Annotated in this window: 33 protein-coding genes and 1 pseudogene; 7 read left to right on the top strand and 27 right to left on the bottom strand. The window is 55.9% G+C overall.

The window, feature by feature from the left end:
• Window position 1: 1 nt before the first annotated feature.
• Both copD and ACA373_RS06140 read left to right on the top strand, forming a co-directional pair.
• A complete protein-coding gene (gene copD / locus ACA373_RS06145) occupies window positions 2–880 on the top strand; it encodes a copper homeostasis membrane protein CopD (protein WP_370734223.1) in 879 nt (292 codons plus the stop codon).
• Window positions 881–929: 49 nt separating this feature from the next.
• Window positions 930–1268 (top strand): YebY family protein, encoded by a 339-nt coding sequence (locus ACA373_RS06140; protein WP_125287886.1) that lies wholly within the window; start codon window positions 930–932, stop codon window positions 1266–1268.
• A gap of 305 nt (window positions 1269–1573) precedes the next feature.
• On the opposite strand, the gene ACA373_RS06135 is transcribed toward ACA373_RS06140, so the two are convergent.
• The 9 genes from ACA373_RS06135 to ACA373_RS06095 all read right to left on the bottom strand — a co-directional run bounded on the left by ACA373_RS06135 (window position 1574) and on the right by ACA373_RS06095 (window position 9467).
• Entirely contained in the window at window positions 1574–2665 is a 1092-nt protein-coding gene (locus ACA373_RS06135; protein WP_370734457.1) for a tyrosine-type recombinase/integrase, read from the bottom strand.
• A gap of 171 nt (window positions 2666–2836) precedes the next feature.
• Entirely contained in the window at window positions 2837–3055 is a 219-nt protein-coding gene (locus tag ACA373_RS06130; RefSeq protein ID WP_370734222.1) for an ogr/Delta-like zinc finger family protein, read from the bottom strand.
• Between the two features lie 93 nt (window positions 3056–3148).
• Entirely contained in the window at window positions 3149–4312 is a 1164-nt protein-coding gene (locus ACA373_RS06125; protein WP_370734221.1) for a phage late control D family protein, read from the bottom strand.
• On the bottom strand, window positions 4309–4836 hold the full coding sequence (locus tag ACA373_RS06120; RefSeq protein WP_370734220.1) for a phage tail protein: 528 nt from the start codon (window positions 4834–4836) through the stop codon (window positions 4309–4311). The genes ACA373_RS06125 and ACA373_RS06120 overlap by 4 nt, the downstream gene beginning before the upstream one ends.
• 1 nt (window position 4837) lies before the next feature.
• Window positions 4838–7297, bottom strand: a complete 2460-nt coding sequence (locus ACA373_RS06115) for a phage tail tape measure protein (RefSeq protein WP_370734219.1) — start codon at window positions 7295–7297, stop codon at window positions 4838–4840.
• The gene (locus ACA373_RS06110) at window positions 7290–7412 is read right to left on the bottom strand and encodes a GpE family phage tail protein (protein WP_370734218.1); all 123 of its coding nucleotides are present in this window, start codon (window positions 7410–7412) and stop codon (window positions 7290–7292) included. The genes ACA373_RS06115 and ACA373_RS06110 overlap by 8 nt, the downstream gene beginning before the upstream one ends.
• Before the next feature lie 32 nt (window positions 7413–7444).
• The gene (locus tag ACA373_RS06105; protein ID WP_370734217.1) at window positions 7445–7723 is read right to left on the bottom strand and encodes a phage tail assembly protein; all 279 of its coding nucleotides are present in this window, start codon (window positions 7721–7723) and stop codon (window positions 7445–7447) included.
• Window positions 7724–7777: 54 nt separating this feature from the next.
• A complete protein-coding gene (locus ACA373_RS06100) occupies window positions 7778–8287 on the bottom strand; it encodes a phage major tail tube protein (protein ID WP_370734216.1) in 510 nt (169 codons plus the stop codon).
• A 10-nt stretch (window positions 8288–8297) separates the two neighbouring features.
• Window positions 8298–9467 (bottom strand): phage tail sheath protein, encoded by a 1170-nt coding sequence (locus ACA373_RS06095; protein WP_370734215.1) that lies wholly within the window; start codon window positions 9465–9467, stop codon window positions 8298–8300.
• Window positions 9468–9651: 184 nt separating this feature from the next.
• On the opposite strand from ACA373_RS06095, the gene ACA373_RS06090 reads away from it, so the two are divergent.
• On the top strand, window positions 9652–10272 hold the full coding sequence (locus tag ACA373_RS06090) for a hypothetical protein (protein WP_370734214.1): 621 nt from the start codon (window positions 9652–9654) through the stop codon (window positions 10270–10272).
• A 95-nt stretch (window positions 10273–10367) separates the two neighbouring features.
• Here the strand turns inward: ACA373_RS06090 and ACA373_RS06085 are convergent, their stop codons facing one another.
• Genes ACA373_RS06085 through ACA373_RS06060 form a run of 6 tightly spaced genes read right to left on the bottom strand, consistent with a single transcriptional unit; the run spans window position 10368 to window position 14521 of the window.
• On the bottom strand, window positions 10368–10955 hold the full coding sequence (locus ACA373_RS06085) for a tail fiber assembly protein (RefSeq protein WP_370734213.1): 588 nt from the start codon (window positions 10953–10955) through the stop codon (window positions 10368–10370).
• On the bottom strand, window positions 10955–12070 hold the full coding sequence (locus ACA373_RS06080; protein ID WP_370734212.1) for a phage tail protein: 1116 nt from the start codon (window positions 12068–12070) through the stop codon (window positions 10955–10957). The genes ACA373_RS06085 and ACA373_RS06080 overlap by 1 nt, the downstream gene beginning before the upstream one ends.
• On the bottom strand, window positions 12067–12675 hold the full coding sequence (locus ACA373_RS06075; RefSeq protein WP_370734211.1) for a phage tail protein I: 609 nt from the start codon (window positions 12673–12675) through the stop codon (window positions 12067–12069). The genes ACA373_RS06080 and ACA373_RS06075 overlap by 4 nt, the downstream gene beginning before the upstream one ends.
• A complete protein-coding gene (locus ACA373_RS06070; RefSeq protein WP_370734210.1) occupies window positions 12668–13576 on the bottom strand; it encodes a baseplate J/gp47 family protein in 909 nt (302 codons plus the stop codon). Before ACA373_RS06070 ends, ACA373_RS06075 begins: the two co-directional genes overlap by 8 nt.
• 1 nt (window position 13577) lies before the next feature.
• Window positions 13578–13925, bottom strand: a complete 348-nt coding sequence (locus ACA373_RS06065; RefSeq protein ID WP_370734209.1) for a GPW/gp25 family protein — start codon at window positions 13923–13925, stop codon at window positions 13578–13580.
• A complete protein-coding gene (locus ACA373_RS06060; RefSeq protein ID WP_370734208.1) occupies window positions 13925–14521 on the bottom strand; it encodes a phage baseplate assembly protein V in 597 nt (198 codons plus the stop codon). Before ACA373_RS06060 ends, ACA373_RS06065 begins: the two co-directional genes overlap by 1 nt.
• Window positions 14522–14651: 130 nt before the next feature.
• On the opposite strand from ACA373_RS06060, the gene ACA373_RS06055 reads away from it, so the two are divergent.
• The gene (locus ACA373_RS06055) at window positions 14652–17183 is read left to right on the top strand and encodes a DEAD/DEAH box helicase family protein (protein WP_370734207.1); all 2532 of its coding nucleotides are present in this window, start codon (window positions 14652–14654) and stop codon (window positions 17181–17183) included.
• A 5-nt stretch (window positions 17184–17188) separates the two neighbouring features.
• Here the strand turns inward: ACA373_RS06055 and ACA373_RS06050 are convergent, their stop codons facing one another.
• The 11 genes and pseudogenes from ACA373_RS06050 to ACA373_RS06000 all read right to left on the bottom strand — a co-directional run bounded on the left by ACA373_RS06050 (window position 17189) and on the right by ACA373_RS06000 (window position 22695).
• Entirely contained in the window at window positions 17189–17635 is a 447-nt protein-coding gene (locus ACA373_RS06050; protein WP_370734206.1) for a phage virion morphogenesis protein, read from the bottom strand.
• A complete protein-coding gene (locus tag ACA373_RS06045; protein WP_370734205.1) occupies window positions 17632–18099 on the bottom strand; it encodes a phage tail protein in 468 nt (155 codons plus the stop codon). Before ACA373_RS06045 ends, ACA373_RS06050 begins: the two co-directional genes overlap by 4 nt.
• Window positions 18032–18352: an Rz1-like lysis system protein LysC gene (gene lysC, locus ACA373_RS06040; protein ID WP_370734204.1), complete on the bottom strand. Its 321-nt coding sequence runs from the start codon at window positions 18350–18352 to the stop codon at window positions 18032–18034. Before lysC ends, ACA373_RS06045 begins: the two co-directional genes overlap by 68 nt.
• Window positions 18273–18623, bottom strand: a pseudogene (locus tag ACA373_RS06035) (LysB family phage lysis regulatory protein); the annotation flags it as partial. The pseudogene ACA373_RS06035 and the gene lysC, both read right to left, overlap by 80 nt.
• Complete coding sequence (locus ACA373_RS06030) at window positions 18620–19126, bottom strand: lysozyme (protein ID WP_370734203.1); 507 nt, start codon at window positions 19124–19126, stop codon at window positions 18620–18622. The pseudogene ACA373_RS06035 and the gene ACA373_RS06030, both read right to left, overlap by 4 nt.
• The gene (locus ACA373_RS06025) at window positions 19113–19325 is read right to left on the bottom strand and encodes an HP1 family phage holin (RefSeq protein WP_301730256.1); all 213 of its coding nucleotides are present in this window, start codon (window positions 19323–19325) and stop codon (window positions 19113–19115) included. Before ACA373_RS06025 ends, ACA373_RS06030 begins: the two co-directional genes overlap by 14 nt.
• A gap of 5 nt (window positions 19326–19330) precedes the next feature.
• Window positions 19331–19534, bottom strand: a complete 204-nt coding sequence (locus ACA373_RS06020; RefSeq protein ID WP_370734202.1) for a tail protein X — start codon at window positions 19532–19534, stop codon at window positions 19331–19333.
• The gene (locus tag ACA373_RS06015; protein ID WP_370734201.1) at window positions 19531–19995 is read right to left on the bottom strand and encodes a head completion/stabilization protein; all 465 of its coding nucleotides are present in this window, start codon (window positions 19993–19995) and stop codon (window positions 19531–19533) included. The genes ACA373_RS06020 and ACA373_RS06015 overlap by 4 nt, the downstream gene beginning before the upstream one ends.
• Before the next feature lie 89 nt (window positions 19996–20084).
• A complete protein-coding gene (locus tag ACA373_RS06010) occupies window positions 20085–20753 on the bottom strand; it encodes a terminase endonuclease subunit (protein ID WP_370734200.1) in 669 nt (222 codons plus the stop codon).
• Between the two features lie 3 nt (window positions 20754–20756).
• Window positions 20757–21818 carry a phage major capsid protein, P2 family gene (locus tag ACA373_RS06005; protein ID WP_370734199.1) on the bottom strand — a complete coding sequence of 354 codons (1062 nt, stop codon included), beginning with the start codon at window positions 21816–21818 and terminating at the stop codon, window positions 20757–20759.
• Window positions 21819–21849: 31 nt separating this feature from the next.
• Window positions 21850–22695 carry a GPO family capsid scaffolding protein gene (locus tag ACA373_RS06000; RefSeq protein ID WP_370734198.1) on the bottom strand — a complete coding sequence of 282 codons (846 nt, stop codon included), beginning with the start codon at window positions 22693–22695 and terminating at the stop codon, window positions 21850–21852.
• Window positions 22696–22840: 145 nt separating this feature from the next.
• On the opposite strand from ACA373_RS06000, the gene ACA373_RS05995 reads away from it, so the two are divergent.
• Genes ACA373_RS05995 through ACA373_RS05985 form a run of 3 tightly spaced genes read left to right on the top strand, consistent with a single transcriptional unit; the run spans window position 22841 to window position 25807 of the window.
• On the top strand, window positions 22841–24598 hold the full coding sequence (locus ACA373_RS05995) for a terminase ATPase subunit family protein (protein WP_370734197.1): 1758 nt from the start codon (window positions 22841–22843) through the stop codon (window positions 24596–24598).
• Window positions 24598–24780, top strand: a complete 183-nt coding sequence (locus ACA373_RS05990) for a hypothetical protein (protein WP_370734196.1) — start codon at window positions 24598–24600, stop codon at window positions 24778–24780. Before ACA373_RS05995 ends, ACA373_RS05990 begins: the two co-directional genes overlap by 1 nt.
• Window positions 24773–25807, top strand: a complete 1035-nt coding sequence (locus ACA373_RS05985) for a phage portal protein (protein ID WP_370734195.1) — start codon at window positions 24773–24775, stop codon at window positions 25805–25807. Before ACA373_RS05990 ends, ACA373_RS05985 begins: the two co-directional genes overlap by 8 nt.
• A 30-nt stretch (window positions 25808–25837) precedes the next feature.
• Here the strand turns inward: ACA373_RS05985 and ACA373_RS05980 are convergent, their stop codons facing one another.
• Window positions 25838–26536, bottom strand: coding sequence for a DUF4145 domain-containing protein (locus ACA373_RS05980; protein WP_370734194.1), 699 nt, complete (start codon window positions 26534–26536; stop codon window positions 25838–25840).
• Between the last annotated feature and the right edge of the window lie 38 nt (window positions 26537–26574).

Genomic DNA, 26574 nt, shown 5'->3' with positions numbered 1-26574 from the left:
TATGTCCCTCAGCCTGTTTTATCTGCTTTCTCGCTGGCTGCATTTTGCCGCGTTGATGACGCTGACGGGCGGCGCAATCTACACCACGCTGTTGGCGCCCGCGCGTTTCCGGCCGCAACTGGCACGGCGTCTTCACCGGCTGCTGGTGGCGGCTTCGCTGCTTGCGCTGGCAACGGCGATAATGCTGCTGGTGGCGCAAACCGGTCTGATGGCCGACGGCTGGCGCGATATTGGCGATAGCGCCATATGGCAGGCGGTGCTGCAAACGCGTTTCGGGCAGGCCTGGCAATGGCAGCTGCTCGCCGCGCTGTTGGGCGTCGTCGCCTTATCAGCCAGGGGACAGCTGCGGCAGTGGCTGTTATTACTGAGTGGGGCGGGGCAGCTGGTTGGGCTGGCCTTTGTGGGCCATGCGACCATGCTGGATGGCACGGCCGGTTGGCTACAGCGTCTGAATCATAGCGTACATCTGCTGTCGGCTGCCTTCTGGGCGGGCGGCCTGCTCCCGGTAGTGATTTTGATGCGCGATATGGCGCGTTTCCCGGCGGGCTATGACGCTATCCGTACGCTGATGCGCTTTTCCCGTTACGGTCATCTGGCTGTGGCATTGGTTATTATCAGCGGCACGATTGACGCTTTTATCCTGCTGCCTGGCTGGCCGCCGGCATTTGGACGCTACAGCCAGCTGTTAATGCTGAAGGCGCTATTGGTAGCGGTGATGTGCGGCGTCGCGCTGTTTAATCGTTACTGGCTGGTGCCGCGCTTTCAGCCCGACGGGGAGCGCGCCCGGCACCTTTTTATCCTGACCACGCTGGCCGAGCTGCTGCTTGCCGCGCTGGTAATAGCGCTGGTGAGCGTCTTTGCTACTCTGGAGCCAGCCTGAATTTTTACCGCCTGCTGTTGGGCGTTTCTACAAGAGGTAGTGCAACATCATGAAAAAATTAGTCGGCCTGATGCTAGCTTTAAGTTTTTGTTCCAGCGCGATGGCGTCAGAGGTGATTACCGTCAGCCGCTTTGAAGTGGGCAAGGACAAATGGGCCTTTAACCGCGAAGAGGTGATGCTGACCTGTACTAAAGACGGCGCGCTGTACGCAATTAATCCCAGCACGCTGATGCAGTATCCGCTGAACGATATCGCAAAGCAGCAGCTGAAAAGCGGGCAGGTGAAAGGCCAGCCGATCGACGTTATTCAGATTGATGACCCTGCGCAGCCGGGCCAGAAAAAGAGCCTGACGCCAATTATTGAGCGTGCGCAAAAGCTGTGTGATTAAACGTTTTGCCGCGCTGGCTTCCCGGCCAGCGCGGTAGCAGTAATTGTCCACTCCTGCCATCTTGTCACTGTTTCTGCCGTTACGATCACAGAGCTGTCATATTTTAGCTGGCCCTGAACCATACAGCTGGAAAATCTCCGCGCCTGAACTACCTTATAAAGAGCAAGGCGTCATAGCCTGCATAAATGCCAACTTTTAGCGCACGGCTCCTACCAGAGCCATTCCCCTGGACCAAAGACAGGAATCGTCTTTGGTCTTTTTTTGTTTAGGATTTTGAAACAGTAACTTACAGCTAAATCAATCATTTAATCCTCGCCCAGTTGTACCGTATTACTCCCTGTAGGATTCTGTGCCGCCATTTTGTCGCCATTTTGGCGAGCCATTCTTGCCAGCGGATTGTTGGTCACGGCCTCTTCCAGATGATCAGGCGCAAAGTGCGCATAGCGCATGGTCACGCGGATATCTGAATGCCCCAGGATGCGCTGCAGTACTACGATATTGCCACCGGCCATCATAAAGTGGCTGGCAAAGCTATGACGCAAAACGTGGCTCATCTGGCCTTCTGGTAAGGTTATTTTGGCCAGACGTATTACGCGGTAAAACTGCCGATAGCACTCTGAGAAAAACGTTCCTTCCTTATCTTTAAGCTCGTTATACAAATCATCCCCGATAGGAACCGTACGATTTTTCTTGCCTTTAGTGTTAATGAACGTGATTTTATTAGGCGATATCTGGCTCGCTTTCAACCCTGCGGCTTCGCTCCAGCGTGCGCCTGTAGACAAACAAATTCTGACTATCAGTGTTAACTCTGGGTTGCCGTGTAGTTCACAGGCTGCAAGCAAGCGTAAGATTTGAGCATCGCTAAGCCACGCCATCTCTTTTTCAGGATCGTCAAATTCGCGAATATTTTTAAGTGGATTGGGATAGTTTATTTCTCCCAGCCGTTCTAGTTCGTTAAACACGGCTCGTAAAAAGCAATGTTCACGATTGACTGTACCGACTTTCACTTTCAAAGACTTCTCACTGGTTTTATAACCATTTTCAATCAAACCGCTTAGACGGCGTTCGCGATAGTGTGCCCAGTCTTTAGCAGTTATAGATCTGGCAACCGGATCCCCTAATCCCCGACAAATGATATGCAATTTGCCCAAGCGGCCTTTTTTATCTCCAAGTGAGCATCCATGCAGCTTGTACCACAAACTAATAAGCTCACTTAGTTTACGGCGGTCTTCTTTATCGCCTAACCAAGGCCTGGTTTTGGCTTCTTCCATTTGGAAATTTTCATAAGCGACGGCTTCCGTACGAGTTTTAAATTGTTTCCTGATACGCTTGCCTTCGCGTCCATGTGGATAACATTCACAAAGCCATTTCCCATCTTTCTGTTTTCTGATTGCCATAGAGCCGCCTGAAAATAAAAGCTTAAAAATACTGTATATAAAAACAGTATTCAATGTTTGATTTCTGGTTTTCATACAAACGGGTTTAATGAAGAATATTCTGGAAATCAATAAGAAGGCAGGGATTTAGCGTAGACACGAGTATAAAAAAACCCGCTTTCGCGGGCTTAATCAATGGAGCAGGGAAGGCTGTTGTGCGTTATGAGTAAAGATCGGTACCTTGTTAGTCTGGCCTGGCGAAACAATCATTCCCGTTATGCTTTCATGCGTTTTGAAAGTGCAGCTGCAATTGATGTTCTGGCACTGGTGATAGCGTTCTTTAGTCTCGCGTGAGATATAGCGGCTGCTTTTGGCATGGGCAGCGGTCTGGCAAAGGGGGCAATGCATCATTGTTGTTTTAACCTGTAAAAGCGAAGCGGGGTAGGGGTTGTTTGAATTTTGCATAATCAAACTTTAACTTGCAAATTTTAATTTGCGGTTATATCACCCTGTTTCACCGTCTTCTGTTTCGTAGTCAACATCAGATAAAAGCACTTCAAAATCCAGCGCCGTCGTATACCCGCTCCCACTCAGGCTGTGCGTTACCTTGCTGATTAGCCACGGCTGCGCGTCGATCACCGCCTTAAATCCCCTGACCTTTACCGGCGTTTCCGGGAAGAGATCCGCCCGCCCCATTGCCAGCGTCAGCGAGAACTCAGCAACGCCACGCTGCAGCTTGTCCCACTTCGCCTTTGCGGCCCGCATCGCGGCGGCCTTAGTGGCGTAAACCGTGGTCAGCGCAAACACGTTATCTTCCGTGCCGGCCAGATAGGCGCCCTCCTTTGCCTCCGGGGTTTTGGCGGCCGTGGTCTTTTTCTTTCTGGCCGCCGGATGCTCCAGCGCGCGCAGGTGCTTCTCTTTCGGCTTGCGCTTCACCTTGACCTTTTTCGGCTTCGAGTCTTTGGTGTGCAGCCAGCTTGCCGACACGCCGGTATATGCGCCACGGTCGGCAATGCTGAAGCTGTGCCGGTCGCCGTCCTGCCGGGTAATGGTCAGTTGCGGGATCGGTTTGCCGCTGGCCGTCACGCCGCTGCCTGGACGCAGGAACAGCAGCTTTCCTGCTTTCACGGCGGCCACCGCGCCGTACAGCGTGGCAAGGCGCGTCAGGAACGCCGCATCGGTTTCCTGCGTCTGGTCGATATGGCTCACCGCCTGCGCGGCGAAACCGTCGGCCAGCACGGGGCTTAGCTTGTTGCGCTCCGCTACCTGCTTCACGACCTCGCCCAGGGTGGTATCGTGATACGACGCCTCGCGCCGCGAATTAAGCGTCCCGCGAAAGTCCGCGCTGCGCGCCCGGATGGTCATGGTGTCCGGCGCGCCGTGGTGTTCAACCTCATCCACCGTAAACTCGCCTTTGCCGATCAGCGCCTGGCCCTTCCAGCCGAGAAACAGCTTAATCACCGCGCCGCGTACCGGCATCGCCAGCAGCCCGTCGGCGTCGTCCAGCTCAAGGTCGAGCTGGTCGGCCTCAAAGCCCCGGTTGTCGGTCAGCGTCAGCGAGATAAGCCGGTCGCGGATATTGGCCGTGACGTCCTTAGAGTTGACCGACAGCATAAAGTCCGGGGCCATCTGCGCGCCCGCCTGTATTGCCATGCTGCTGATACTCATGACAGCAGCCCGCCCACGGTTGCGCTCACGCTGGCGGCGGCGGTTTTCGCCTGGCTGATAACGGACGTGACCTGGCCCGGCAGGCTGCCCGCGCCGCTTATCAGCCCGTCGGCCTGCTTCTGTAAGTCGCCAAACATCGACGTTAACGACTCGTCAACGCGCTTCAGGCTCAGCGTAAAGGTGATTTTCAGCGCGCTGCCGTTGCTTAAAAACTCGCTGTGCGAGGCGGAAAAGTTCTCCGTGACGTACATCCCGTAAATAGTGCCGTTGCCGCCAATCAGCGGCCACGCCCGGCCCTCGTCGGCCAGCAGCTTAAAGCTCAGCAGCGACACGGCGCCGCCGGTCACCTCCGGACGCAGCTCGCCGGTCAGGGTGATTTTTTCATCGCCCACGCCGAGGAACTGCGCCGACGCCCGCTGCCCGACGCGGCTGTTTGTGGGCCAGCGGTAGTCGATATTCTGCTGCATGTCCGAATAGGGCAGCGTCTGGCGCATAAACGGCAGCAGCCCGTAAATCATCATCATGTTATTCCCATCCCATTTTGCTGCGCTGCTGCGCCTGGCGGTTGCGGTCGTTGCGCGCCTGCTGCTGCGCAATCAGCGCCAGCGCGTCGTCTTTGGTCATACCCGGATGCATGTGGATATCGTACTGGTAGTTGTTCTGGCTCTGGTCGCTGTAGCCGCCCGCCGCCGGAGACGTTACCGGCTTATAGGCCGGGCCGGTATCGGCCAGGCTCCACGGCAGGCCGTTCGGCGCGACCGGGTCGTGTTTATCCTTCGGATTGTTCGGATCGCCTCCCGGCACCTTGTCCTTCAGGTCGTCGGACTTGCTGTCGATAAGGTGCAGCTTTTCCAGCATCCAGCTGATACCGTTTGTAAGCCGGTCAAGCGCCTTGCCGGGTATCTTCAGCCCCTCGGCCAGCGCGTTGCCGAACTTCTTGCCCATATCGCCCGCGCTTTTCAGCTCCGCCTGCGTGGATTTCACCGGCTCCAGCAGCTTTTTAAACCAGTTCCATGCGGCCTTAATTTTTTCCGTTACCCAGTCAAAGACGGGCTTCAGCGGGCCGAAAGCCTCGCTAATCGGGCCTATCGCGGCCTTAAAGCCCTCGGCCACGCCGCCCATAAATGCCTTAATCGGCTGCCAGTACTTACGGATCAGCAGCGCCCCGGCGACCACGGCGGCCACCACGGCCACGACCGGCCATGAAATCAGCCCCATTTCCGTCACAATGGCTTCGCCCGCCCTGGTAAAGGCAGTGCGCAGCAGGCCCGCGCCGCCGATAAGCGCATTAACGCCGGTAATCACCGGCCAGGCGACAAGGCCAATTGCACCAATCGCGCCCACTAAAACCAGCCCCGCCGTGGCGGCCAGGGCCATCCCCTTTGCCAGCATTGGGTTTTTCTGGATCCAGCCGTCCACGTTCAGCAAAAACTTTGTGGTCTGCTTTGTCAGCGAGCGCAGGGTCTTATCAAGGCCGTCAAACAGGTCGGTGCCGATAGCCTCTTTGGCAGACTGCAGTTCTTTAAGATCGCCACCGAGGTTGTCCTGCTGCACGTTGACCAGCTTCGCCGTGCTGCCGTCCGATCCCTGAAAGGTTTTCGTCAGTTTGTCCAGCTCACCGCTGGCGGCGGATTTCATCAGCGTGACGGCTGCCGACGCGGCTTCCTCGCCGAAGATGGTCTTCAGGTATTCCGCCTGCTGGGTATCGCCGAGCCTGTTTTTATCAAAGGACTTTTGCATCTCCTTCAGGATGGTGAAAAACGGCCGCAGGTTGCCCTTGCCGTCGGCGGTCTTTACGCCCAGCTCTTTTATTGCCTTGAACGCCTCGCCGGTCGGCCCCTGCACGCGCAGCAGCATGGCACGAATGCCCGTACCGGCCATGCTGCCGGTAGTGCCGTTATTTGCCAGCGCGCCAATCATGGCCGCCGTCTGCTCGGCGCTTACCTTTGCATTTTTAGCCACCGATGCGACGTAGGGCATGGCGTCGCTCAGGTCTTCAAATTTGGTCGCGGTTCTGTTGAGCGTCGCGGATATCACGTCGCCCAGGTGCGCGACCTCGCTGTTAGCCAGCCCAAAGGCATTTTTGGTACTCATTAAAAGCCCGGCGCTTTCCTCCATCGTGCGGTTATTTGCCAGCGACATATTCAGCGTAACCGGCGTGGCCGCCTTAATGTCGTCAACGTTCGCGCCCGATTTGGCGATAACGATTTGCGCCTGCGCGGCGTCGTTGGCCGAAGCCGCCGTGTTGTCGCCGATGCTGCGCGCCTGGGTGCGCAGTGACTGAAAGTCGGCGGAGTTTTTATCAAGGCCGAGCGTCGCCTGCAGCGTGGAGTTTGCCAGCGCGAAGTCGTAGCCGGGACGCAGGACGGAAGAGGCCGCGACCGCGCCGACCGTGGCGGCGCCGACACCGGCCGCGCCCACGTTGCGCATTTTCGCCGAAAGTTCCTGGCCTTTACGGTAGCGCTCGCCGGTCTGGTTCAGCCGCTCCTGCTGCTGGTTCAGGCGCTGCAGCTCCATTTTCTGACGGCTCAGGCTGACGGTCGCCTGGGCGGCGGCGGTTTTCAGCCGCTGCTGCTCGCTGCCGAGGCTTTTCGTGGAGATCCCGGCGGCGTACAGCGCTTCGCGCTGCTGCTGCACCGAGAGGCGCAGACCGTTGGCTTTGATCTGCAGTTCGCCTGCCGCCTGCCGGGCTTTTTCCAGCGCGCGGGCCTGCGCCGTGGTGGGCTTTTCCGTGCTCTTAAAGGCGACGGCCAGCGCGGCCGCTTCGGCTTTGGCATCCTTCAGGCTCTGCTGCGTGACGGCAAGCTGCGAGCTTGTCTTGCGAAAGCCGTCAATCTTCGCCGCCTGCGCGTCCAGCGCCTTCAGGCTGCTCTGCGCGTCGCGGATGCCGCCTGCCAGCGCCTTGGTCTGGTTCTGGATAGCCTTAAAAGGCCGCGTCGCCTGATCCACCGCCTTCAGCAGCACCTGCAACCTGAGGTTATTCATCGGTTTTTACTCCGCTGCGAATGATGGCCTTGTGCCGCCAGTCGATAAGCTCGCCCAGCGACATGGCGTACATTTCAGACGGCGGCCAGTGAAACACCGTCGCAATGTCCGCCATCAGGTCGTTAACGGTCAGCGCTCTGGGCCAGCTTACGCGTCCGACTTCGGCGACAAAAAACCGATCACCTTACCGGCCAGGGCAATCAGGTCGGCCGGATCGAGGTTCAGGCATTCCGCTTTTGTCAGGGTGGGCAGCGTAATGCGCGGCAGCACGGTGATCAGCGCGTCCACGTCCGAGCCTGCAAGGTCTGCAAGGCGGGTGCCGCGCAGCGCGCCAGAATTGGGCTTAATTACCTCAACGGTATTAATTGCCTGCTCGCCGCGCATTACCGGGGTTTCCAGGGTAACGGTGTTTTCTTTAGTTTCCATGATTGTTCTCTCTGCAAAAAGGGGATAAGGCCAGCGCCGGGCGCTGGCGGTCAGTTAAACGAGGCCGATATTTTTACGGCGCTGCTCCAGTCGGTCGGTGCCGTTGACCTTCTCCACCATGTTGATGGTGTCGATTTCGATCAGCTCCTTGCCGTTGAAGGTCATCTTGTAATAGGTGCACTTGGTGGTGATTTTGGTTTCGGTGTCCTCGCCCTGTTTGGCCTCGCCAAAATCAAACGCCTGATGCCTGCCGCGCACCTCAATCTCTACCGCAATTTCCTCGCCGGTGTCGTCGCGCTGGTACGAGCCGGTAAAGCGCAGCGGCACAGATGTTGCGCCCCACTGCGTCAGCACCAGCTCGTCAATACCGCCGATGCTCCATTCGATATCCAGCGCGTCGTCGTCCAGGCCCATATCGATATGCGCCGCGCCGCTCATGCCGCCGCCCCGGAACGGGTCAAGCTTGCGGCTCAGCTTCGGCAGCGTGACGCTGGTCACGACGCCCTGATAGCTGTTTGAGTCGTTAAAAAGGTTCATCCCCTTGAGTTTTCTTGGCAGTGCCATTTTTCAGTCCTCAGCCGTTAACGGACGCGGCGAAGTTCGCCAGATAGGAGTCGGTGATGCGCTGGCGCAGGGTTAAATCTTCCAGCGGCGGCACCGGCGTGTAGTTGTAGTCAATCGACAGCTTGCCCGCCTTCAGGGTGTCCTTGTTGTTGGCCGCCTCGTCATACCAGCAGTTAGCGCCCAGCAGATAACCGGCGTTCACCAGCTCGCGGAATTTGGCATTGATACCCGCGATAATTTCGCGCACCAGTACCGGCGTCAGCGGCTTATCGTTGGCCCACATATGCGCCTCGGCCATCGTGTCGGCCAGCACCTGCGCGGTGCGGGTGTAGTTCTCAAACGCAAACAGCGGATCGTCGCTGCAGGTGCGGTTGCCCCAGAAGCGAAAGCCGTCCTTGCGGATAAGCGTGGTCACGCAGGCCTCATTGAGCAGGTCGGCATCGGTGCCGGTCTGCTGCAAGTCCCAGAAGACGCCCGCAGAAATCCCGGTGACGCCGTTCACGCCAACGTTGGAAAGCGTTTTGTGCCAGCCGGTGTCGTTGTCGATTCTGGCGCGCAGGCCCAGCGCGCGTGCCGTGGCGTACGCGGTTTCAGATGCGTTGGCCGTGGTGTTCCAGGCAATGAAATCCGGCCAGATAACCATGATTTCGCGCTGGCTGAAGTTTTCGCGGTACTTCCTCGCGTCAGAGACGGTTTTGCAGTTCCACGCCGAGACGTAGCAGAAGGCGCGCAGCTGCTGCGCGATGCTGGCAAGCGCGGTCGCCACCTCCGGCGAGTCGAGGCCCGGCACGCCGAGAATGCGCGGCTTGACGTCAAGCTGGGTCTGCGCGCTTAACAGCGCCTTCATGCCGGTGTACTGGCCGTTTTCGTCGGTGGTGCCGATGATATTGGAAATGGTTTCCGCTTCGGTTGCGCCTTCGGCCACGCGCACCACGACCGTGATCGGTTTGGACTGGTCGGCAATCGCCTGAAGGGACGCGGCCAGCGTGCCTTTTTTACCGGCCTTGGCGATACCGGCCTGCACGTTGGTTAAGAGTACCGGCGTGTTCAGCGGGAACGTCGTCGCATTGGCGTCGTCGGCGGTACAGACCAGCCCGACAATTGCCGTGGAGACGGTGGAAATGGTGCGCGTGCCGTCGTTGATTTCGACGACGCGGACACCGTGATGATAATCAGACATCTGATGCACTCCGTTAAATGGGTGCGCTCAGATTGCCCGTTCAGGCGGGGCGGTGCATTCGATTGGGGTCTGGTGACCGATGAACAAACAATTGTTATTTTTAAGGAAAAGCACTATTAATAAGCGACCTAACTATTAATGTACTTTATGCAAATTCGAACCTGGCAGGCAAGGAGACTACGTTGTGAAATCAGAATCAACGCCTTTGGATAAGTGGATGAAGGAAAGCCTTTTTCGTGAAATGCTTTATCGACTCATCCCTTGGTCGGTAATATCTATTGTTATATATTTAGTAATATCATCAGAAAAAGATTTCTCTGCTTCTAGCTATTACGTATCGTATATGATACGCCAGATTAATATTTTTGGTGTTGTACTTCCGGTATTAATAATTACCACAGTAATTGCAGTCATTTTCAAAGATATGGATGGGCAAGGAGTAGGGGTCTGGAAGTACCCTGGATACTTAGGAGCGATTGGGGTCTTTATTAGGAAAGTTCTTTCGGATGTACTTTTGTGGTCTTATGGTTTAGCTTACAACCTTATCTGCTTGACTTTAATAACTGCCGGTGTGCTGATATACAAAAACGGCATAAGTGAAATTTCGGGTTCTGCATCTTTTATCAGACTGTTAGCTTTGCTTGTCATGCTCTCAATATCCTGTGGAGCTTGCTATTTGTTCATTCGCAGTGACGGGAAAACAATATTTTCTACTATATTCAAAGGGAGTGAACACCTTATCCCTCCAGTATATCTGATCGTAGCATTGGTTGTTAGCGGATATTTTTACGTTGGCTGGGGGTAGCTTCTGTTTTATAAGGGGATTGGCGCTTTTTATAAATTAGGTAGGAAGTGCGTAAATATATCATCTACGCACTCTTTCAAAAACATTAATAAAAATCAAATTGGCTTTATCGGCCAGACAATATCTGGCGCGGCGGTATCAACGGCCTGCACGGCCTGCACGTACTTCATCCACGCGGTAAGCGATGCCTTATCCGCATCGGTGATAATGTCGAGCCGCAGCTGCGTCTGCCACGCCTGCGTCGTGCTGTTGGCCTCGCTGATGCGCGCGGCCTTTTCCGCTTCGGCCTCGCTCACTGCTGCAGCCTGCTGTGCGTCGCCGTCCGTTACCCATTTTTCGCCGTCCCATTTATCAAACGTGGTTGCCGGTGCCTGCGTGGTGGTGCCTGCCGGGTAATCGCCCGGCGCGGTCATTGCTGTCGCCGAGCCGTCCGCCGTGGAATAAACCGTTTCGCCCCGGTGATCGGCCACGGTCTGCCAGCCGCCGTCCCGGTAAACCGCTACAAGGCCCGACCCTGCCGACGGCGGTGCGCTGCTGCAGGCGCAGGCCGGAACGCCCACGCCCTGCGGCAAATATTCATCCGTCGCCCCGGTAAATTCGCCGCTCAGGCTGTCGTAGTTGTAAACCGTCAGCGTGCCGGCCGATTTCGCCAGGCCGTTTTTATCCAGGTTAATCTTTGCCATTATGCGGCCCTCACGATGTAGTTAAAGGCGACGTTTCGCGGGCGCACTGAAATCCAGACGCTGCCGGGCGTCACGCCTGCCGTGTTCTGCGCACACGACATGGTGTTATCAGTCAGCGTTGCGCCCAGCGCGCCATTGCCCGGCGACCTTGCGCCGGACGGCTGGCTGTTGGTGATGCCTTCAGCCTGGCTGAAGGCCGTACCCACGGTGGCCGAGGACATGGTGTCGTCAGTGCCGTAGTAGTCCAGCGCCGCCGTGCGGATGCTGGTTGCGCCCTGCGCGGTACCTATGCCCCGCCCGGTATCCACGCCGCGCCCGTCGTCCCAGCCTCGGATAAACTCGCCGCGTAGGTCAGGCAGCTTCAGCGACGGATACACCTTCGCCAGCAGCGGGTAAGCGGTGGCGCTGAACGATGCGCCGTTGCACTTCAGCCAGCCGTCCGGCGCGGTTGCGGCCGGGTAAGGCAGCGGCACGCCGACCGGCACCGCCGACCCGTCGCCCAGGCCCAGCGCGGCCAGCGCTTTTGTCACCAGCCCGGCGTCCTTAATTTCCGCCAACGCGTTGGCCGTTTGCAGATACTGCTTATGGGGATTGGCGGCGGCAACGTGCGCGGCCAGCGCCTTGTCGGCGTATGCCTTTACCTCAATCACCACGCTGTCCACATACTGCCGCGTCGCCAGCACCACGGACGGATCGATTTTCAGCGTGACCGCGCTTGTGCTGTTGACGATTAAAATTATGCGCACCGTCTGCGTGCGGCCGCTGCCCTCGGCGAGCTGCGGCTTGTAGGTTTCCGCGCAGTTAGCCACGGCGATCAGCACGCCGTCGGCGTCAAACAGCCCGATTTCCCGGATCCAGAAACCGCCCTCGCTTTCGGGGATAATCTGCTCGGCAATGATCTGGCTGCTGTTGGCCGCGTCAACCGTCAGCGCGTTAAGCGAGGCCCGGCGCTTTTCGCCGATAAGCTTTGTCTGCGCCGCGTCGGGCGTGGGCAGCGAGCCGCCGCCGTCGCCCACGGCCATTTCGGTAATCTGCAGCTTTGTGCCGAGCGCCGCAGCGTTCGCTAGCTTCGCCGCGCCCTGGCTGGTCAGCAGGGCAAAATATTTCGTGGTCATGTGCTCACTTCCGTCAGGTCAATAAGATGCACCGCCGCGCCGGAATAACCCGGCCCGCCGACGCTGATAAGTTCAGGGGTATAGGGGTAAACGGTCAGCTCGTCGCCGCTGTAGCAGGCGGCGGCAACCGGCAGCGCGCCGCTGGCGTCGAGGTTAATCGACAGCCCGATAAGGTGGCGGCTGCACGGCTTCGCGTCGGCGATCAGGCGCTCCAGCTCGTTATACATTTCCTCCGTAATGCCGGTATCCAGCACGCCCACGTCCAGCCGGAACGTGCCCGGCTCGCCGCCGGTTTTCCACCATTCAACGATGCGGATCAGGTAGCCGAGCGGCTCCACCACGCGCCGGATCGAGCCGAGCGTGCCTTTATGCTTGTGCACGTACTGCGAGGCTTTAACGACGGCGCGCTTTGTGGACTCGCTCCAGCCGGTGTCCCAGCGGTCAACCGACCACGCCCAGGCGAGATACGGCAGCAGCTCCGCCGGGCAGGTGTCCGGGTTCCACAACCGACGCAGCGGTGCCGGAATGCTTTCAATCGTGGCGCAGGCTTCGGCGGCGGCCACCTCCAGCACCGACGAGCCGGAGGGCAGCAGGCGATCACTCATCCGAACCCCCGACCGTAATCGACCAGCCGGTGCAGTACGCGGCCTGCGTTTTGTCCAGCACCACGTCGGCGGCGGGCTGCGCCAGCTCAACCCGCTGCACGCCCTCAACGTGCAGGGCAGCGTAAAGCGCCGATTTGCGGATATCCCGGCCGAGGCGCGCCTGCGCGCTGACAAAGGCGGCAAGCTTTGCCCCGGCAGCGGCGCGTATGGGTTCGGCTTCCGGCCCCGGATAGAGGTACAGCACGGCTTCAACGGCATAATCCACGATTGCCGCCGACTGCACCGTTACCCGGTCGGCCACCGGGCGCACGTCCTCATCGTTTAAGGCGGCATCCACCACGACCAGCAGGTCGTCGGCCGCCTCGCCGTTGCCCTCGCGCGACAGCACGGTGATGGTCACGCAGGCGGGCGACGGGCTGACCGCTGACGCATCGGCCACGCGTCCGTCGGCGCTTTTCGCGTGGTACTCATAGGCGCCGGACGGCCCGGCCACGCTCAGTCCCTCAAAGGCGGCGGCGATGCGCACGCGGTAATCGTCGTCGCTTTCCATCACGGCGGCGGTCGGCGGGGTCGTGGTATCGTCGGCAGCCGTTCGCGTCAGGCGGGCGACGCCGTTGTTGGCACCGAGCTGGTCTAAATCATCCGCCAGGGCATATGCCACCATCACGGCCTTTGCCGCCTCGTTGACGCGCTGACGCAGGATCACCTCGCGGTACGCGTTTTCCTGCAGCAGCTTCACCACCGGCTCGGACTCCAGCGACAGCGTGCGCGCGATAGCGTCCTGCTGCTCCGCCGGGTACAGCGATACCAGCGTGGCCTTGCGCTCGTTGAGTAACGTTTCATAGTCCAGCGCTTCCACCACGTCGGGCGCGGGTAGCTGGCTCAGGTCGATAGTTGCCATATCAGCTCACGGGAACGGTTAAGGAAAAATCCTGCGCGGTATCGGTGCGGCTGCCGGTGATTTCAACCACCATGCCGCCATCGAACGCGGATTCGTAAGAGATGCCGGTCAGCCTGATGCGCGGCTCCCAATGCAAAATCGCCATGTAGCAGGCCGACATAATCTGCAGGCGCAGCGCCTCGTTCCGTGGCTGGTCAATCAGCGCGGATAAAAGCGAGCCGTAGCTGCGGCGCATCACGCGGGAACCGACCGGCGTTAACAGAATGTCGCGCACCGACTGGCGAATATGATCAAGGTCGGTCAGCGCCCCGCCGGTGTCGCGGCTCATGCCGGAATATCGTACGGTCATTATTGCGGCCCTCCGGACGTGTCGCCGCCGGACTTCACGCCGCCGTGCTTATGGGAATGCACGATCACACCGTTAGAGCTGAAGCTGCCGCCGCTGTGCTGAACGTCGCCTTTCATCGTGCCGCCACCGGTGACTTCCAGCGTGGCGGTTTTGAGCAGCGCCGAGCATTCAACTTCGGGCGAGTCCAGCATGATTTTGACGGCGGCCTGTATGGTCGCGGTCTGGATGCCGGTTGCCTTCAGCGCGCCGCTGGCAGGCTCGTACTCAATTACCGCGCCGTCGGGAAACGACCAGTGCAGCGCATCAGCCGAGGCCGACGGCGCAGGATGATCGTCGGAAAATACGCCCGGCAAGATAAAGCCGGTATCCAGCTCGCCGCCCAGGCACAAAACAAGCACCTGCTCGCCGACCGATGGCGCATTCCATGAACGGGTACGACCCGCACGGGCGGCCAGCCAGTGCAGCCAGTTGGTTGTGTTGTTGCCGGTATCCACGCGGCACAGCCCGTCGTCGAGATTGACGGCGGACACGGTGCCGATGCGGATCAGATTGCGCAAGAGGCGCAGGATTTCTGGAATGTGAATATTATTTTGCATGTTTCAAATGTGCATGAAAATTTAGCTGATGAATATTTTTTTGCTTTTAGCTATTGCTCACCGGGCAAATCAACAATAGATTAGCAAATCTAAAGATTTCCTTTCACTCAGCAAGAGGGTTAGCAATCAAATGGTTGATTTTAAAAAGAAACTAAAGCAAAGAGAAATACCTAAGCGCACGAACCCGGTTGAAATATATGAATATTTGGATAGGAAAAGCGAGGCCGGCCCGTTACGTCCCTCACAAAGTAAAATCTTAGAAAGTTGGTATAACAATACGAGAGAAAAAAGAGATAATATTATTAAATTACATACTGGTGAGGGTAAGACCCTGATAGGTTTGCTTATACTACAGTCAAAGATAAACGAAAGTAATCAGCCATGCCTATATGTTTGCCCTAACATTTACCTTGCAAAGCAGGCCGTAAAAGACGCAGAAAAGTTTGGGGTTCCCTATTGTATAATCGATAAAAGCAAGGAGATACCTGATGATTTCCTTGCCGGAAAGAAAATATTAATAACACATGTTCAAAAAATATTTAATGGAAGGACGAAGTTTGGGATTGGTTCAAAATCCATAGTGCCGAATTCGATTATTATTGATGATTCCCAGGCTTGTATTGATGCAATAAAAAATTGTTTTACTATTAAAGTTGATAAGAATCATGCTTTATATAAATCTACATTAAATATATTTAGTGACGCATTAAAAGAACAAGGGGAAGGTTCTTTCTTGGAAATTGAAAGTGGAGTTGGTTATTCATCAGTATTACCAATACCATACTGGTCATGGATAGACAAAAAAGAGCAGGTAGCTCAGGAAATGATAAAACACATTGAGGACAAGCTCATTTCATATACTTGGCCCTTAATAAAGAACGAATTGCATAACTGCCAGGCTTTTATTTCCGGTGAATATTTAGAAATTTCACCTGCCATATCCCTAATAGATGTATTCGGCACTTTTAGTAAGGCAAGCCATCGTTTCCTAATGTCTGCCACAACGCAAAATGATTCATTTTTTATAAAAGGTTTAGGTTTTAACATTGATTCTGTAAGGCACCCCCTAGTAAATGATGATTTAATTTGGTCTGGTGAAAAAATGATTCTTATACCATCATTAATAGATGAATCACTGGATAGAGAGAAGATTGTTAATTTAATCCTGAAACCCCATGAAAACCATAAGTTTGGAACTGTTTGTTTAACTCCTAGCTTTAACAACAAAAAACAGTTTGAAAAGATAGGGGCAATAGTATCATCTACTGAAACCATTTATAATAATATAGAATCACTCAAAAATGGTTATTATACACAAGCTGTAGTTTTTGCAAATCGCTACGATGGTATAGATTTGCCGGATAACTCCTGTCGCATTCTTGTTATAGATTCAAAACCTTATTCTGAGAGTTTATCTGATAGATACGAAGAGGAGTGCAGACCAAGCAGTGATATCATTAATATACTTACTGCACAAAAGGTTGAGCAAGGACTTGGTAGAAGTGTAAGGGGGGAAAAAGATTATAGTATAATAATTATTACTGGAGGGGACTTGGTGCAGTTTTTAAAAAGCCCCCTCACTACAAAGTATTTCTCACAGCAAACAAAAAAACAAATAGAAATAGGCAGTCAAATCGTTGAGTTTGCCAAGGAGGAATTAGAGGATGGAGCAAATATAGAGAAACTCTTTGTAGGCTTACTGAATAATTCTCTATTGAGAGATGACGGCTGGAAGCTTTTTTACAATCAGAACATGGATGAAATAGAAAAGACTACACCAGACCACTCTCTATACGAACTGATCCATATGGAATACTTGGCAGAAAAAAACTTGCTTAAAGGTGAGGTTGATAAAGCTTGTGAGATAATTCAAGAAATATGCGACAATTATGTTACTGATGACATGGAAAAAGGATGGTATTTACAGCTTCAAGCTCGTTATAGATACGGATTAAGCAAAGTCGATTCAGATAAAATACAAAAGTCTGCTTTTCAACGCAATGTTAATCTTTTAAAGCCCAAGGACGGCGTAACCTATAAAAAAATAGAGGTAATCAACTCATCCCGCTCTAACAGGATAATACAATGGATTAATAGCCATGACAGTTATCAAGCATTAATGATAAACGTAGATGGTATTTTACAAAATCTCTCTTTCGGAATGCAGTCAGAGAAGTTTGAACAGGCTGTCCATGATTTAGGATTATCACTAGGATTTATGTGCCAACGCCCAGACAAAGAAATAGGAAAGGGGCCTGATAATTTGTGGGGAGGCGTTGATGATCAGTACTTCCTTATCGAATGTAAAAATGAAGTTAGCGAAGACAGAAAGGAAATAAACAAACATGAAGCAGGGCAAATGAACAATCATTGCGGCTGGTTTTATGATGAATATGGAGATGCAAGCTGCAAAAGGATAATAATAATAAATTCAAAAATACTTTCTTACTACGGTGACCTTAACTACGATGTTGAAGTGATGCGTAACTCAAAGTTAAAATCATTAAAAAACAACGTAAGATCATTTTTTAAAGAATTAAGAGACTATGATATCCATTCTTTAGATGAAACAACCATACATCGTTTTTTAAAACCTCATAAGCTCGACATTAAAAGCATGACGATCGAATATACAGAGACAATCATTAAGTCAAAAAAGTAAATATCTTAGAGAAGTAAAGCTGAGGATATGCTTTTTCGAGTGGCTTTTTTAGCTGCTTCGTCAAAGCCCAATAATTGCCGAGCTTCATACTGCACCTCTTTTCCCCCACGGGCTGGCCGGTCGCGCAGCCCGTAATGATGCACGCGGGCCATACGCTGCACGTTTCCGGCAAACTCCACCACGGCGTCGTTGGCGGTGCCTTTTGCCTTCATGTATTTAGCCGTACGCAGTTTTGCAAACATCTCGCGTTTTATCCGTCCTTTCTTTTTGCGTGCCGGTGCCTTGCGTGGTTTGAACGCCGTGCCGTCCGGCGCCTGCTGGCGCCTGATATTCTGCTGCTGATAGGCGCGCAGGCGCTGTGCGATGGTGCGCGCCATTTTCTTACGGGCAGCAGGCGACAGGTTGCCAATAAGCGCGTTTAGTCTTACGTCGAACGCCTCCAGCCCGTTCATAACTGCAGCCCGCTGACCAACTCGCCGCCCGCGTAAAGCTGCGTTGGCCGCGCCACGTTATCCGGCAGCGGATTTTCGCCCGCGTGGGTAACGTGCAGCGCGTCGCCTTCCTGCTTCACAATCACGCGCTCGGTCAGCTGCAGATCGATGCTGATATCGCACAGCGTGTCGCTCAGCACGTCCACCTTAAAAGTGAAGCCGGTGCGGCGCTTCTCTTCGGTCGCCATAATATCCGGCTGATTTTCACGCAGCCACGCCAGCAGCGGCACCATAACCAGATCGATATCGTCGCCGTAATCGGTGATCACAAGATTAAGCTGATACTGATATTCAAACGACAATGACGGGCCGAGCGTGGAGGCAATGCGCCCGCCGTCGATAAACATATTCAGCCCGTCAGGGTTTCTTTGCAGCAGCGGCACGCTGTCGGTCAGCGCCCGGCGTAGCTGTTTCGGTTTCTCCATCGTGCTGCTCCTGGCATTCTTTGATGATTTCCACCTGCAGCCCGCACGATGCAAGCGCAGCCTCTAACTGGCGGTTATCCGCCGCTAAATCGCCCTGGGTCTGCAGGCTGTTGCCCGGCAGCGGGCAGCTTGTCACGCGCGGACAGCCAGTCCAGATAATCTCGGGCGTTGCTGAATGCGGGCCGCGACTGCAGCCGGATAACGTCAGCAGGCAGAGCAGCAGCAGACCAGCTGCGTAATGTCGGGTTGGCATCGGTTTCTCTCTGCATGGTCAGTTCACGGTTAAGGGCCGCCATCCCGGCGCGGCCCTGCAGCAGGCGCAGCGCGGCCTCGCGTTTCTGGCCCGCTTTTGCCTCGTCATTTAAACGACTGATGGCCTTGTCGCGGCTTTCAATTCCGGCGGACAGCGTGCCGATAATGCGCTGCGCGTCGGTAAGGTGGCCATTTGCCGCATTCAGCCGCCAGCCGGTCAGCCCCAGCGCGACGAGCGCCACAGCCAGTAATGCTGTTAACAGGCGGATCATGACGTCCCCTTTAAGCACCAGGCTTTTTCACGCTGGCGGCGGTTTGCCAGCCCGGCATTTCTGACGCCGTTCACGTAGACCCAGCGGTCGAGCTGGCCGCACGCCTGCCGCCACTGCTGGCGCTTCAGATAACCGGCCAGCGTTGACCCACAGGCCGCGCCGGTGCCGACGTTAAACGAGAAGCTCACCAGTGCGTCATACACCGGCTGCGGCATATCAACCGGCACGCACACGGCAAGCTGGCGCTCCACGCGCATCACGTCGTACACCAGATTAACGGCGGCCTGCCGCTCGCTGACGTGGCTTTTCGGCGTCACGCCTGCAGTGTGTCCGATCCCGTTTGTCCAGACTCCGGCGCTGCACTGATAAGGCGAGGTGCGGCAGCCTTCGGCATCGGCAATCAGGGCCAGTCCGCCGTCGGATATTTTCAGCGTTTTAAACTGCGGCAGCAGCGTTGCAATTGCCAGTACGGCAATCACCGCGCAGTGTTTAGCGGCCTTCATGGTTTACCCCCTGCCGCTGCAGCTCGTAGGTTTTGCGGCGATAGTGCCAGTTGATAAAAAACGTCGCCACGTTAATCACCAGCGTCACCACGGCCACGCCGGAACCGACCATAAAGGCGATATCCTGCGGCGTGTGGCGACCGAACCACATCAGCACCAGGCCGATCAGGTAGTTAACCAGCGAATTGATTTTCTCCATCGTTTTCAGTCCCACAGATTGATGGTTTCATCCGCAGCGGCGTCAGGCAGATCCGGCAGCGTCACCTCGCAGCCGTGCATCAGCACCGGCCCACTTTCGGCAAGCCCCGGATTGGCGGCGTAGACCCGTTCAACGGCCTGCGCCGTGCGCCCGTAGTACCGCCAGCAAATCTGGTCTACGGTGTCGTCCTGCTGCGCGTAAATAATCACAGCAGGCTCACGATGCAGCCGGAACGCCCGGCGATGCGGCTGATACTGAAACGCGCGTCGCGCCAGTACTCATCCGCGCTTGCCTCCACCTCTGCGCCTTTTTTGCCGCTGGCGTCATAGCCGCGATAGCGCTCAACAATCGCGGCACCGGTCAGGGCGCTGACGGCGGCAAAGTAGTGCGCGGCTTTTTCGCTCTCGCCGTCGAACGTTTCCGCCGGAACGTCGGAAAGCCGGTTAAAGCCCGCCGCCATTTGTTCGGCACGCCAGTCGTACAGCTCGGCGTTGACTTCGGAAATCGCCGTTTTTACCGCAAGGCGCAGGCGCTGCGCGGTCACGGTGCCTTCATAGCGCAGCGTGTTGCGCAGCTGCTGCAGGTTCACGTCAGGCCAGAAAAAGGTGTTCTTTACCGGCGGCTCGGCATCGTCTGTCGGTCGCGGGGCAGGAATAACAATCGTGTTCATAGTCGGCCTTAAAATAGGTGGGCGGTGGAGAGTCGCGCAGACATTAAAAATGCGTTGCGACTCTGCCGCCCGGCGCGGGGCGCGTTCGGTCAGCGGCGGGCAACAGCCTGTTTCTTCAGCTCGGTTGCCAGCCGCTCAATGTCTTTTTTGACGCCGCAGCCCTCATGCAGCTGCAGCGCCCTTTTTAAATGTTCCATCGCATCCAAAGCCCTGCCCGCATCGCGTAAGACGTACCCGGTGATTTTGTGCAGCTTTGCGCGCACCTGGTCGGGCATATCTTCGGATTTCGTCAGCTCAAGCGTTGCCAGCAGCGGGGCAAAATCAACCGCCTCGCCCAGCGTCCGGGCGCGGGTTGCCGCGTCGGCAACCTCTTCGGCCAGAAGGTAGGCGGTTGCGTCGCGCTTAAAGCCCGACGGCGGCACTAACCCGTGTGTAAGCGCGTAGCGGGCTATATCCAGCGCGCCCGGCACGTCGCCCGCATCCAGCCGCCAGATCATGACGGTCATCAGTACGGCGTCCTGCGTGCCGGTGCCTTTCGCCAGCACGCCCGCCACCCAGGGCAGATACTCCGGCAGCATGTTGCGCTTGAGTTCTGCTTTTCGCTCCTGCGAGCGCACTTTCTTCAGGCGGCGCTTGTCGTCGTTGAGCTTCAACAGCATCAGCTCGTAGCCGTTGGCGTGGCGCAGCGGGTTGCTGGTCTGCTGCGAGGCCGCTTCCGCCTGCTGGCGCATAAGGTGACGTCGGGCAGGGCTTAACATGCGTTATGCCTCCGGCGTTGCCGCTGCTGCAGGCGCGTCGGACAGGGTGATTTTCTCAATCAGGCAGCCCGCCGCGTAATCCTCCACCACATAGTCCTCGTTAATTGACTCGTAGTTTTCGATGCGGTCGCGCTTCGCTACCTCGTCGATCATGCGGCGGTGCGTGCCTTCCTGAAAATAAATCGACAGGTTGTCCAGGCGGGTAATCAGCATCGCGTCCGCCGGGAAGTACGGCACGCGCACGGCAGGCAGGTTGCCGATACGCTTCTGGCTCACAATCAGATCGCCCGCCAGCGCCTCGGTATTGGCCTGCACCTGGTTAACCAGCGGGAAATACTTGTCGGCCAGCAGCTGGCGACCGCAGACAACAACCAGCTCCGGGTCTTCCTGATACCACGGCTCGATCAGGGTATTGGTCGCATCCATCACCACGGCGTCAAGATTGGCGTAGGTGCGGCCTTTACCAATCAGTACGCCGTCGGTCACGGTGCCGTCTTCCGCTGTGGTTTTGTTCATCACGCGCTCCGGCGCGTCGTTGCGGTACTTCTGCAGCCAGCCAACCGCCACGTCCTGCAGCATCGGATTTTTGGCGCGATTGGAGGTTTTGGCGCGCGACACGCCGTTAAAGCCGATCATGATGCGGTCAAGGCTCTGGCGCTTGATGATGGCGTCACGCAGGCGGGCCTGAAAATCTTCATAGCGCGCCCACAGGTCAAGCGTGTTGTAGCGGATATGGAAGTCGTAGTTAACCTGCACGCACTCGTAGCCGGTGCTGTCCAGCGCGGAGAAGTCGGCGGTTTCACGTTCGTCGCCGCCAGCGGTGTCGGTGGTGCTGGCAATCGAGCCGGACACGCCGATCCCGATTTTCTCGCCCTTCATTTCGGACACCGGCACAATGTTAATGCGGGTCAAAAAGTCCGACGACTCCTGCACGCGGTTCATCAGCGTCTGCGTCACCGCTGGCTCAACGGTGAATTTCTTGTTCATGTCGCCGGTTTCGACGCCGTTCAGCTCGGCCAGGCGGGACATAAAGGCGTTAAATTTAAAGCGGGTGTTCTGGCGCATTTGCGCTCCTGTATTCAGTTAAATTTTTAAATCAGCAGTCGGTCTGCACGTTGGCGGTGTTATCGCCGCCGGTCGAGGCCGGGCGACGTGAAAAGCCGCCGTCTGTTTTCGCAAGCTGCGCCTGCAGCGCGTTAAAGGCGGTGCGGTCTTCTCCGGCGTGCACTTCCAGCGCGTTGAGCCTCTCGGTTAAGGCGGTTTCCAGCGCCGACAGGTTTTGCGCCTGCGCCTCGCCGTTCTGCTGCACCTGCTCGGCCACGGCAGTAACGGCCGCGCTGACGTCGGCAAACTGCAAATCGGCGCTTTTCTTCTTCGTGGAGAACATCGCGGTCACGCGGGCCAGCAGCGACGGCGTCGGGTCGGCCTCTTCGGTGAATTCGATCAGCGTTTCTTCGGCGGCGGTAAACAGGTTGTCCTTGTGCTGCTTGCGGGATGCCAGCGGGTTCGCTGCGGCGCTGGCGCTGAAGCTCAGGATTTCGGTGCCAAGGCTCGCCGGGTCGTCGGTGACAGCCAGGCCAATCAGGTATGCTTCGCCGATGTCGGCAAACTTCGGGTTAACCTCAATGGAGGTGTAGATTTTCTGGCGGGCTTTGGTGAGTTCGACCAACTCCGGCGTCGGGCTGATTTCGCCATAAAGCGCCAGTTTGCCTTTCAGCGGGCCGTCTGCGATTTCTTCCGCGCTCAGGGCGGTAACATCGCCATAGCGGCGGAAAGGACTATCAGGGGTATAACCCTTGATGTGCTCCATGTTGATGCGCGCGCCGTACATCGCCGGGTCATAGTTCGCCGCCATCTGTGCGATCCAGTCGCGGGAAATCACGCGGCCGTCGGTGGTTGCGCCTTCAACTGCGATACGAAAACGCTTTGCTTTAGTTGCCATTAATCAGGCTCCGGTCAGTGGATTGGTTCAGGTCGGGGCCAGTTTCACCGCCACGGGCCATCCGCTCAACGAAAGCCAGCCCGCTCAGCGACCAGCAAACAGGCACAGCGGGCGCGCCTTTTTGCGCCCCGGTAGCCTTGTCGGCATGAACATACAAACCACCATCAGCGATCCGCGCCGTCAGGCTGCGCTGCTTTACTGGCAGGGTTATTCCGTGCGCCAGATTGCGGAGACGCTCGGCCAGAAAACACCGACCGTGCAAAGCTGGAAGCTGCGCGACGCGTGGGAAGATATCGCGCCCATCAGTCGCGTCGAGGCCAGCATGGAGGCGCGGTTAATTCAACTCATCATGAAAGAGGTAAAGGGCAACGGGGACTACAAGGAGATAGACGCGCTGGGCCGCCAGATAGAACGGCTGGCCCGCGTGGAGCGCTACCGCAGTTCAGGTAACGAGGCCGACCTTAATCCGAACGTGCGCAACCGCAACAAGGGCGAGCGCCAGCCGGTGATTAAAAACGTCTTCAGCGACGAGCAGACCAGTAAACTTACCGGCCTGTTTATGGATAACTGCTTTCAGTACCAGCTCAACTGGCATAAGGCCGGGCTGGATCATCGCATCCGCAATATCCTGAAGTCCCGCCAGATCGGCGCAACGTTCTACTTTGCCCGCGAGGCGCTGATTGATGCGCTGACCACCGGGCGCAACCAGATATTTTTATCCGCCAGCAAGGCGCAGGCGCACGTTTTCAAAAATTACATCATCGACTTTGCCCGGCAGGTTGACGTTGACCTGAAGGGCGATCCGATTGTGCTGCCGAACGGCGCGCGCCTGATTTTCCTGGGGACGAACGTGCGCACCGCGCAGAGCTACACCGGCAACCTCTATCTGGATGAATATTTCTGGATACCGAAGTTTCAGGAGCTGCGCAAGGTCGCCAGCGGCATGTCGCTGCACAAGAAATGGCGCACCACGTATTTCTCCACGCCGTCGAGCCTGTCGCACAGCGCCTATCCGTTCTGGTCAGGAGAATTATTCAATAAGGGCCGCCGCAGCAAGGATGACCGCATCGAGCTGGATTTGTCGCACTCGCATCTGGCAAAAGGCGCGCTGTGCGGCGATGGCCAGTGGCGGCAGATTGTCACCGTTGAGGACGCGCTGACCGGCGGCTGTAACCTGTTTGACCTGGACCAGCTTTCTCTGGAATACAGCCCGTCGGAATATCAGAACCTTTTAATGTGCGAGTTTGTCGACGACGAGGCCAGCGTGTTCCCGTTCGCCGAGCTGCAGACCTGCATGATCGACAGTCTGGAAGAATGGACGGACTTTAACCCCTACGCGCTGCGCCCGTTCGATTATCGCCCGGTATGGATTGGCTACGACCCGTCGCACACCGGCGACAGCGCGGGCTGTGCCGTGATTGCGCCGCCGCTGGTTGCGGGCGGCAAGTTCCGCGTGCTGGAGCATCATCAGTGGCGCGGGATGGACTTTGCCGCGCAGGCGAAATCTATTGAGGACTTAACCAAAAAATACACCGTGGAATATATCGGCGTGGACGCCACCGGCATCGGCCAGGGCGTTTTTCAGCTCGTCCGCCAGTTTTACCCGGCGGCCCGCGAGATCCGTTACTCGCCGGAAGTCAAAACCGGGATGGTACTCAAAGCCAAAGACACCATCGGCAGCGGCCGCCTGGAGTACGACGCCGGAAGCACCGACATAACTCAATCCTTTATGGCGATCCGTAAGACCATGACCGCCAGCGGAAACCGCTCAACCTATGAGGCGAGCCGCAGCGAGGACGCCAGCCACGCGGACGTCGCCTGGGCAATCATGCACGCGCTGTTAAACGAACCGCTGACCGCCGCCAGCGGCGGCGCTAACCCTTCAATTCTGGAATTTTACTGATGTTAAAAATCGCGTCCGACCACAACACCAATCCTGCTTGCTGGAAACAAATTTCAGACTGGGATTTAATTACCGAAACTATGCGAGATAAAGGCATGATCAGAGCAGAAGCATTCCGCTGGCTTTACCAGTGCGCGCCGGTATTTAGTGATAGTGATATCAAAGGTGGCAATCATGGCTAAGCGCAGCGGCCGTAAGTCATATTCAGTAAAATCGCAGCCTGCACCGGCAGCGCCCCAACAGGTTGAGGCATTCACTTTTGGTGAACCGACGCCGGTAATGGATAAGCGCGACATTCTGGATTACGCGGAGTGCATCGGAAACGGGCGCTGGTACGAGCCGCCGGTCAGCTTTCACGGGCTGGCGAAAAGCCTGCGTTCGGCGGTGCATCACAGCTCGCCCATTTACGTTAAGCGCAACATTCTGGCCTCGACCTGTATTCCGCATCCGATGTTAAGCCAGCAGGAGTTCAGCAAGTTTGCGCTGGATTATCTGGTGTTCGGAAATGCGTTTGCCGAGCTGCGTCGCAACAGCCTCGGCGAGCCTTTGAGGCTGGAAACCACTCCGGCCAAATTCACGCGCAAGGGCGTGAAGGACGGCGAATACTGGTTTGTGAACGACTGGAAAGAGCCGCACCATTTTGCAGCCGGCAGCGTGTTTCACCTGCTTGAGCCGGACGTTAATCAGGAGCTTTACGGCCTGCCGGAATACCTCAGCGCGCTTAACTCCGCCTGGCTGAACGAGGCGGCCACGCTGTTTCGCCGCAAGTATTATCAGAACGGCGCGCACGCGGGCTATATCCTCTATATGACCGATGCGGCGCAGAGTTCCAGCGACGTCGACCGGATGCGTCAGGCAATGCGCGACACCAAAGGCCTGGGTAACTTCCGTAACCTGTTTATGTACGCGCCGAACGGCAAGCCGGACGGGATTAAAATTTTGCCTCTCAGCGAGGTGGCGACAAAAGACGATTTCTTTAACATCAAAAAGGCCAGCCGCGACGACCTGTTAAGCGCGCACCGTGTGCCGCCGCAGATGATGGGGATTATCCCGGACAACTCCGGCGGGTTCGGGGATGCGGTGAAGGCGTCGCAGGTGTTCGTCAGGAATGAGTTAACGCCATTGCAGGAGCGGCTGAAGGAGATTAACGACTGGATGGGGAAAGAGGTAATCGCTTTTCGGACTTATACTTTGGAAAAAGATAAATAAACTAAAAATCGGCTACTTGAGCCGATTTTCCTATTTATTACTGTGTCGAAGTTCTATTCTTCTTCTAGCCTCATTGACTTGAGCGGGCTCAGTGTAAAGCCGAGTTAAAAGAACTCGCGTAAAGTCTTCTAAATCTAAGGCAGATTCTTTATCTAGAATTCCTTCATGGGCTCCATCATTGCCATCATCTTTTATGCACGCTGCCAAATCCTGTAGCGAAGCAGCGATCTTGCCATTACTAAATAGCCATTGCATACGTAGCCCCAAACTCCGGCGTATTTTACTTGAGGGCTCGCCTTCCTCTGGTAAAAGTTCTTTAGTAGCAAAGTCCAGGCAAAGGCGAAACATTGTGGCTGCCGCATTATAACAATTAATGCTCAGGCATTTTAAGCCTTCAATGAAAGCAATTTCTATATGGGCAGGGAGTGATTCCGGGGGCGAGCTGATTGCCAAATCAGCAGGAGTAACGACCCCTACGATATAATATCTACTTTCGATATTATAATTTGCATTTCGCCATTCAACTGCAGCAGGTGGTGAAGTAGAACTATTTTTCGGAAGAACTTCAAAAATTGAAGAACCATAGCATGCGCCACACATACCTAACACCTCAGCATCAGCATTCAGCTTAGAGTCCATGTGTACTTTATAAGGAGTACCCCCAAAAATAGTGAAAGTTATTTTATTAGCATCGCACCTAGGGCAATTGCTTACTAAATATGCTGCCATTTTAAAGTTCCCTTCTGGAATGTCTCTGCATTATAAGA

It is taken from the genome of Erwinia sp. STN24, from assembly GCF_041320675.1.
GTDB lineage: Bacteria > Pseudomonadota > Gammaproteobacteria > Enterobacterales > Enterobacteriaceae > Erwinia > Erwinia aeris.
This window is presented reverse-complemented; position numbering and strand designations above follow the sequence as displayed.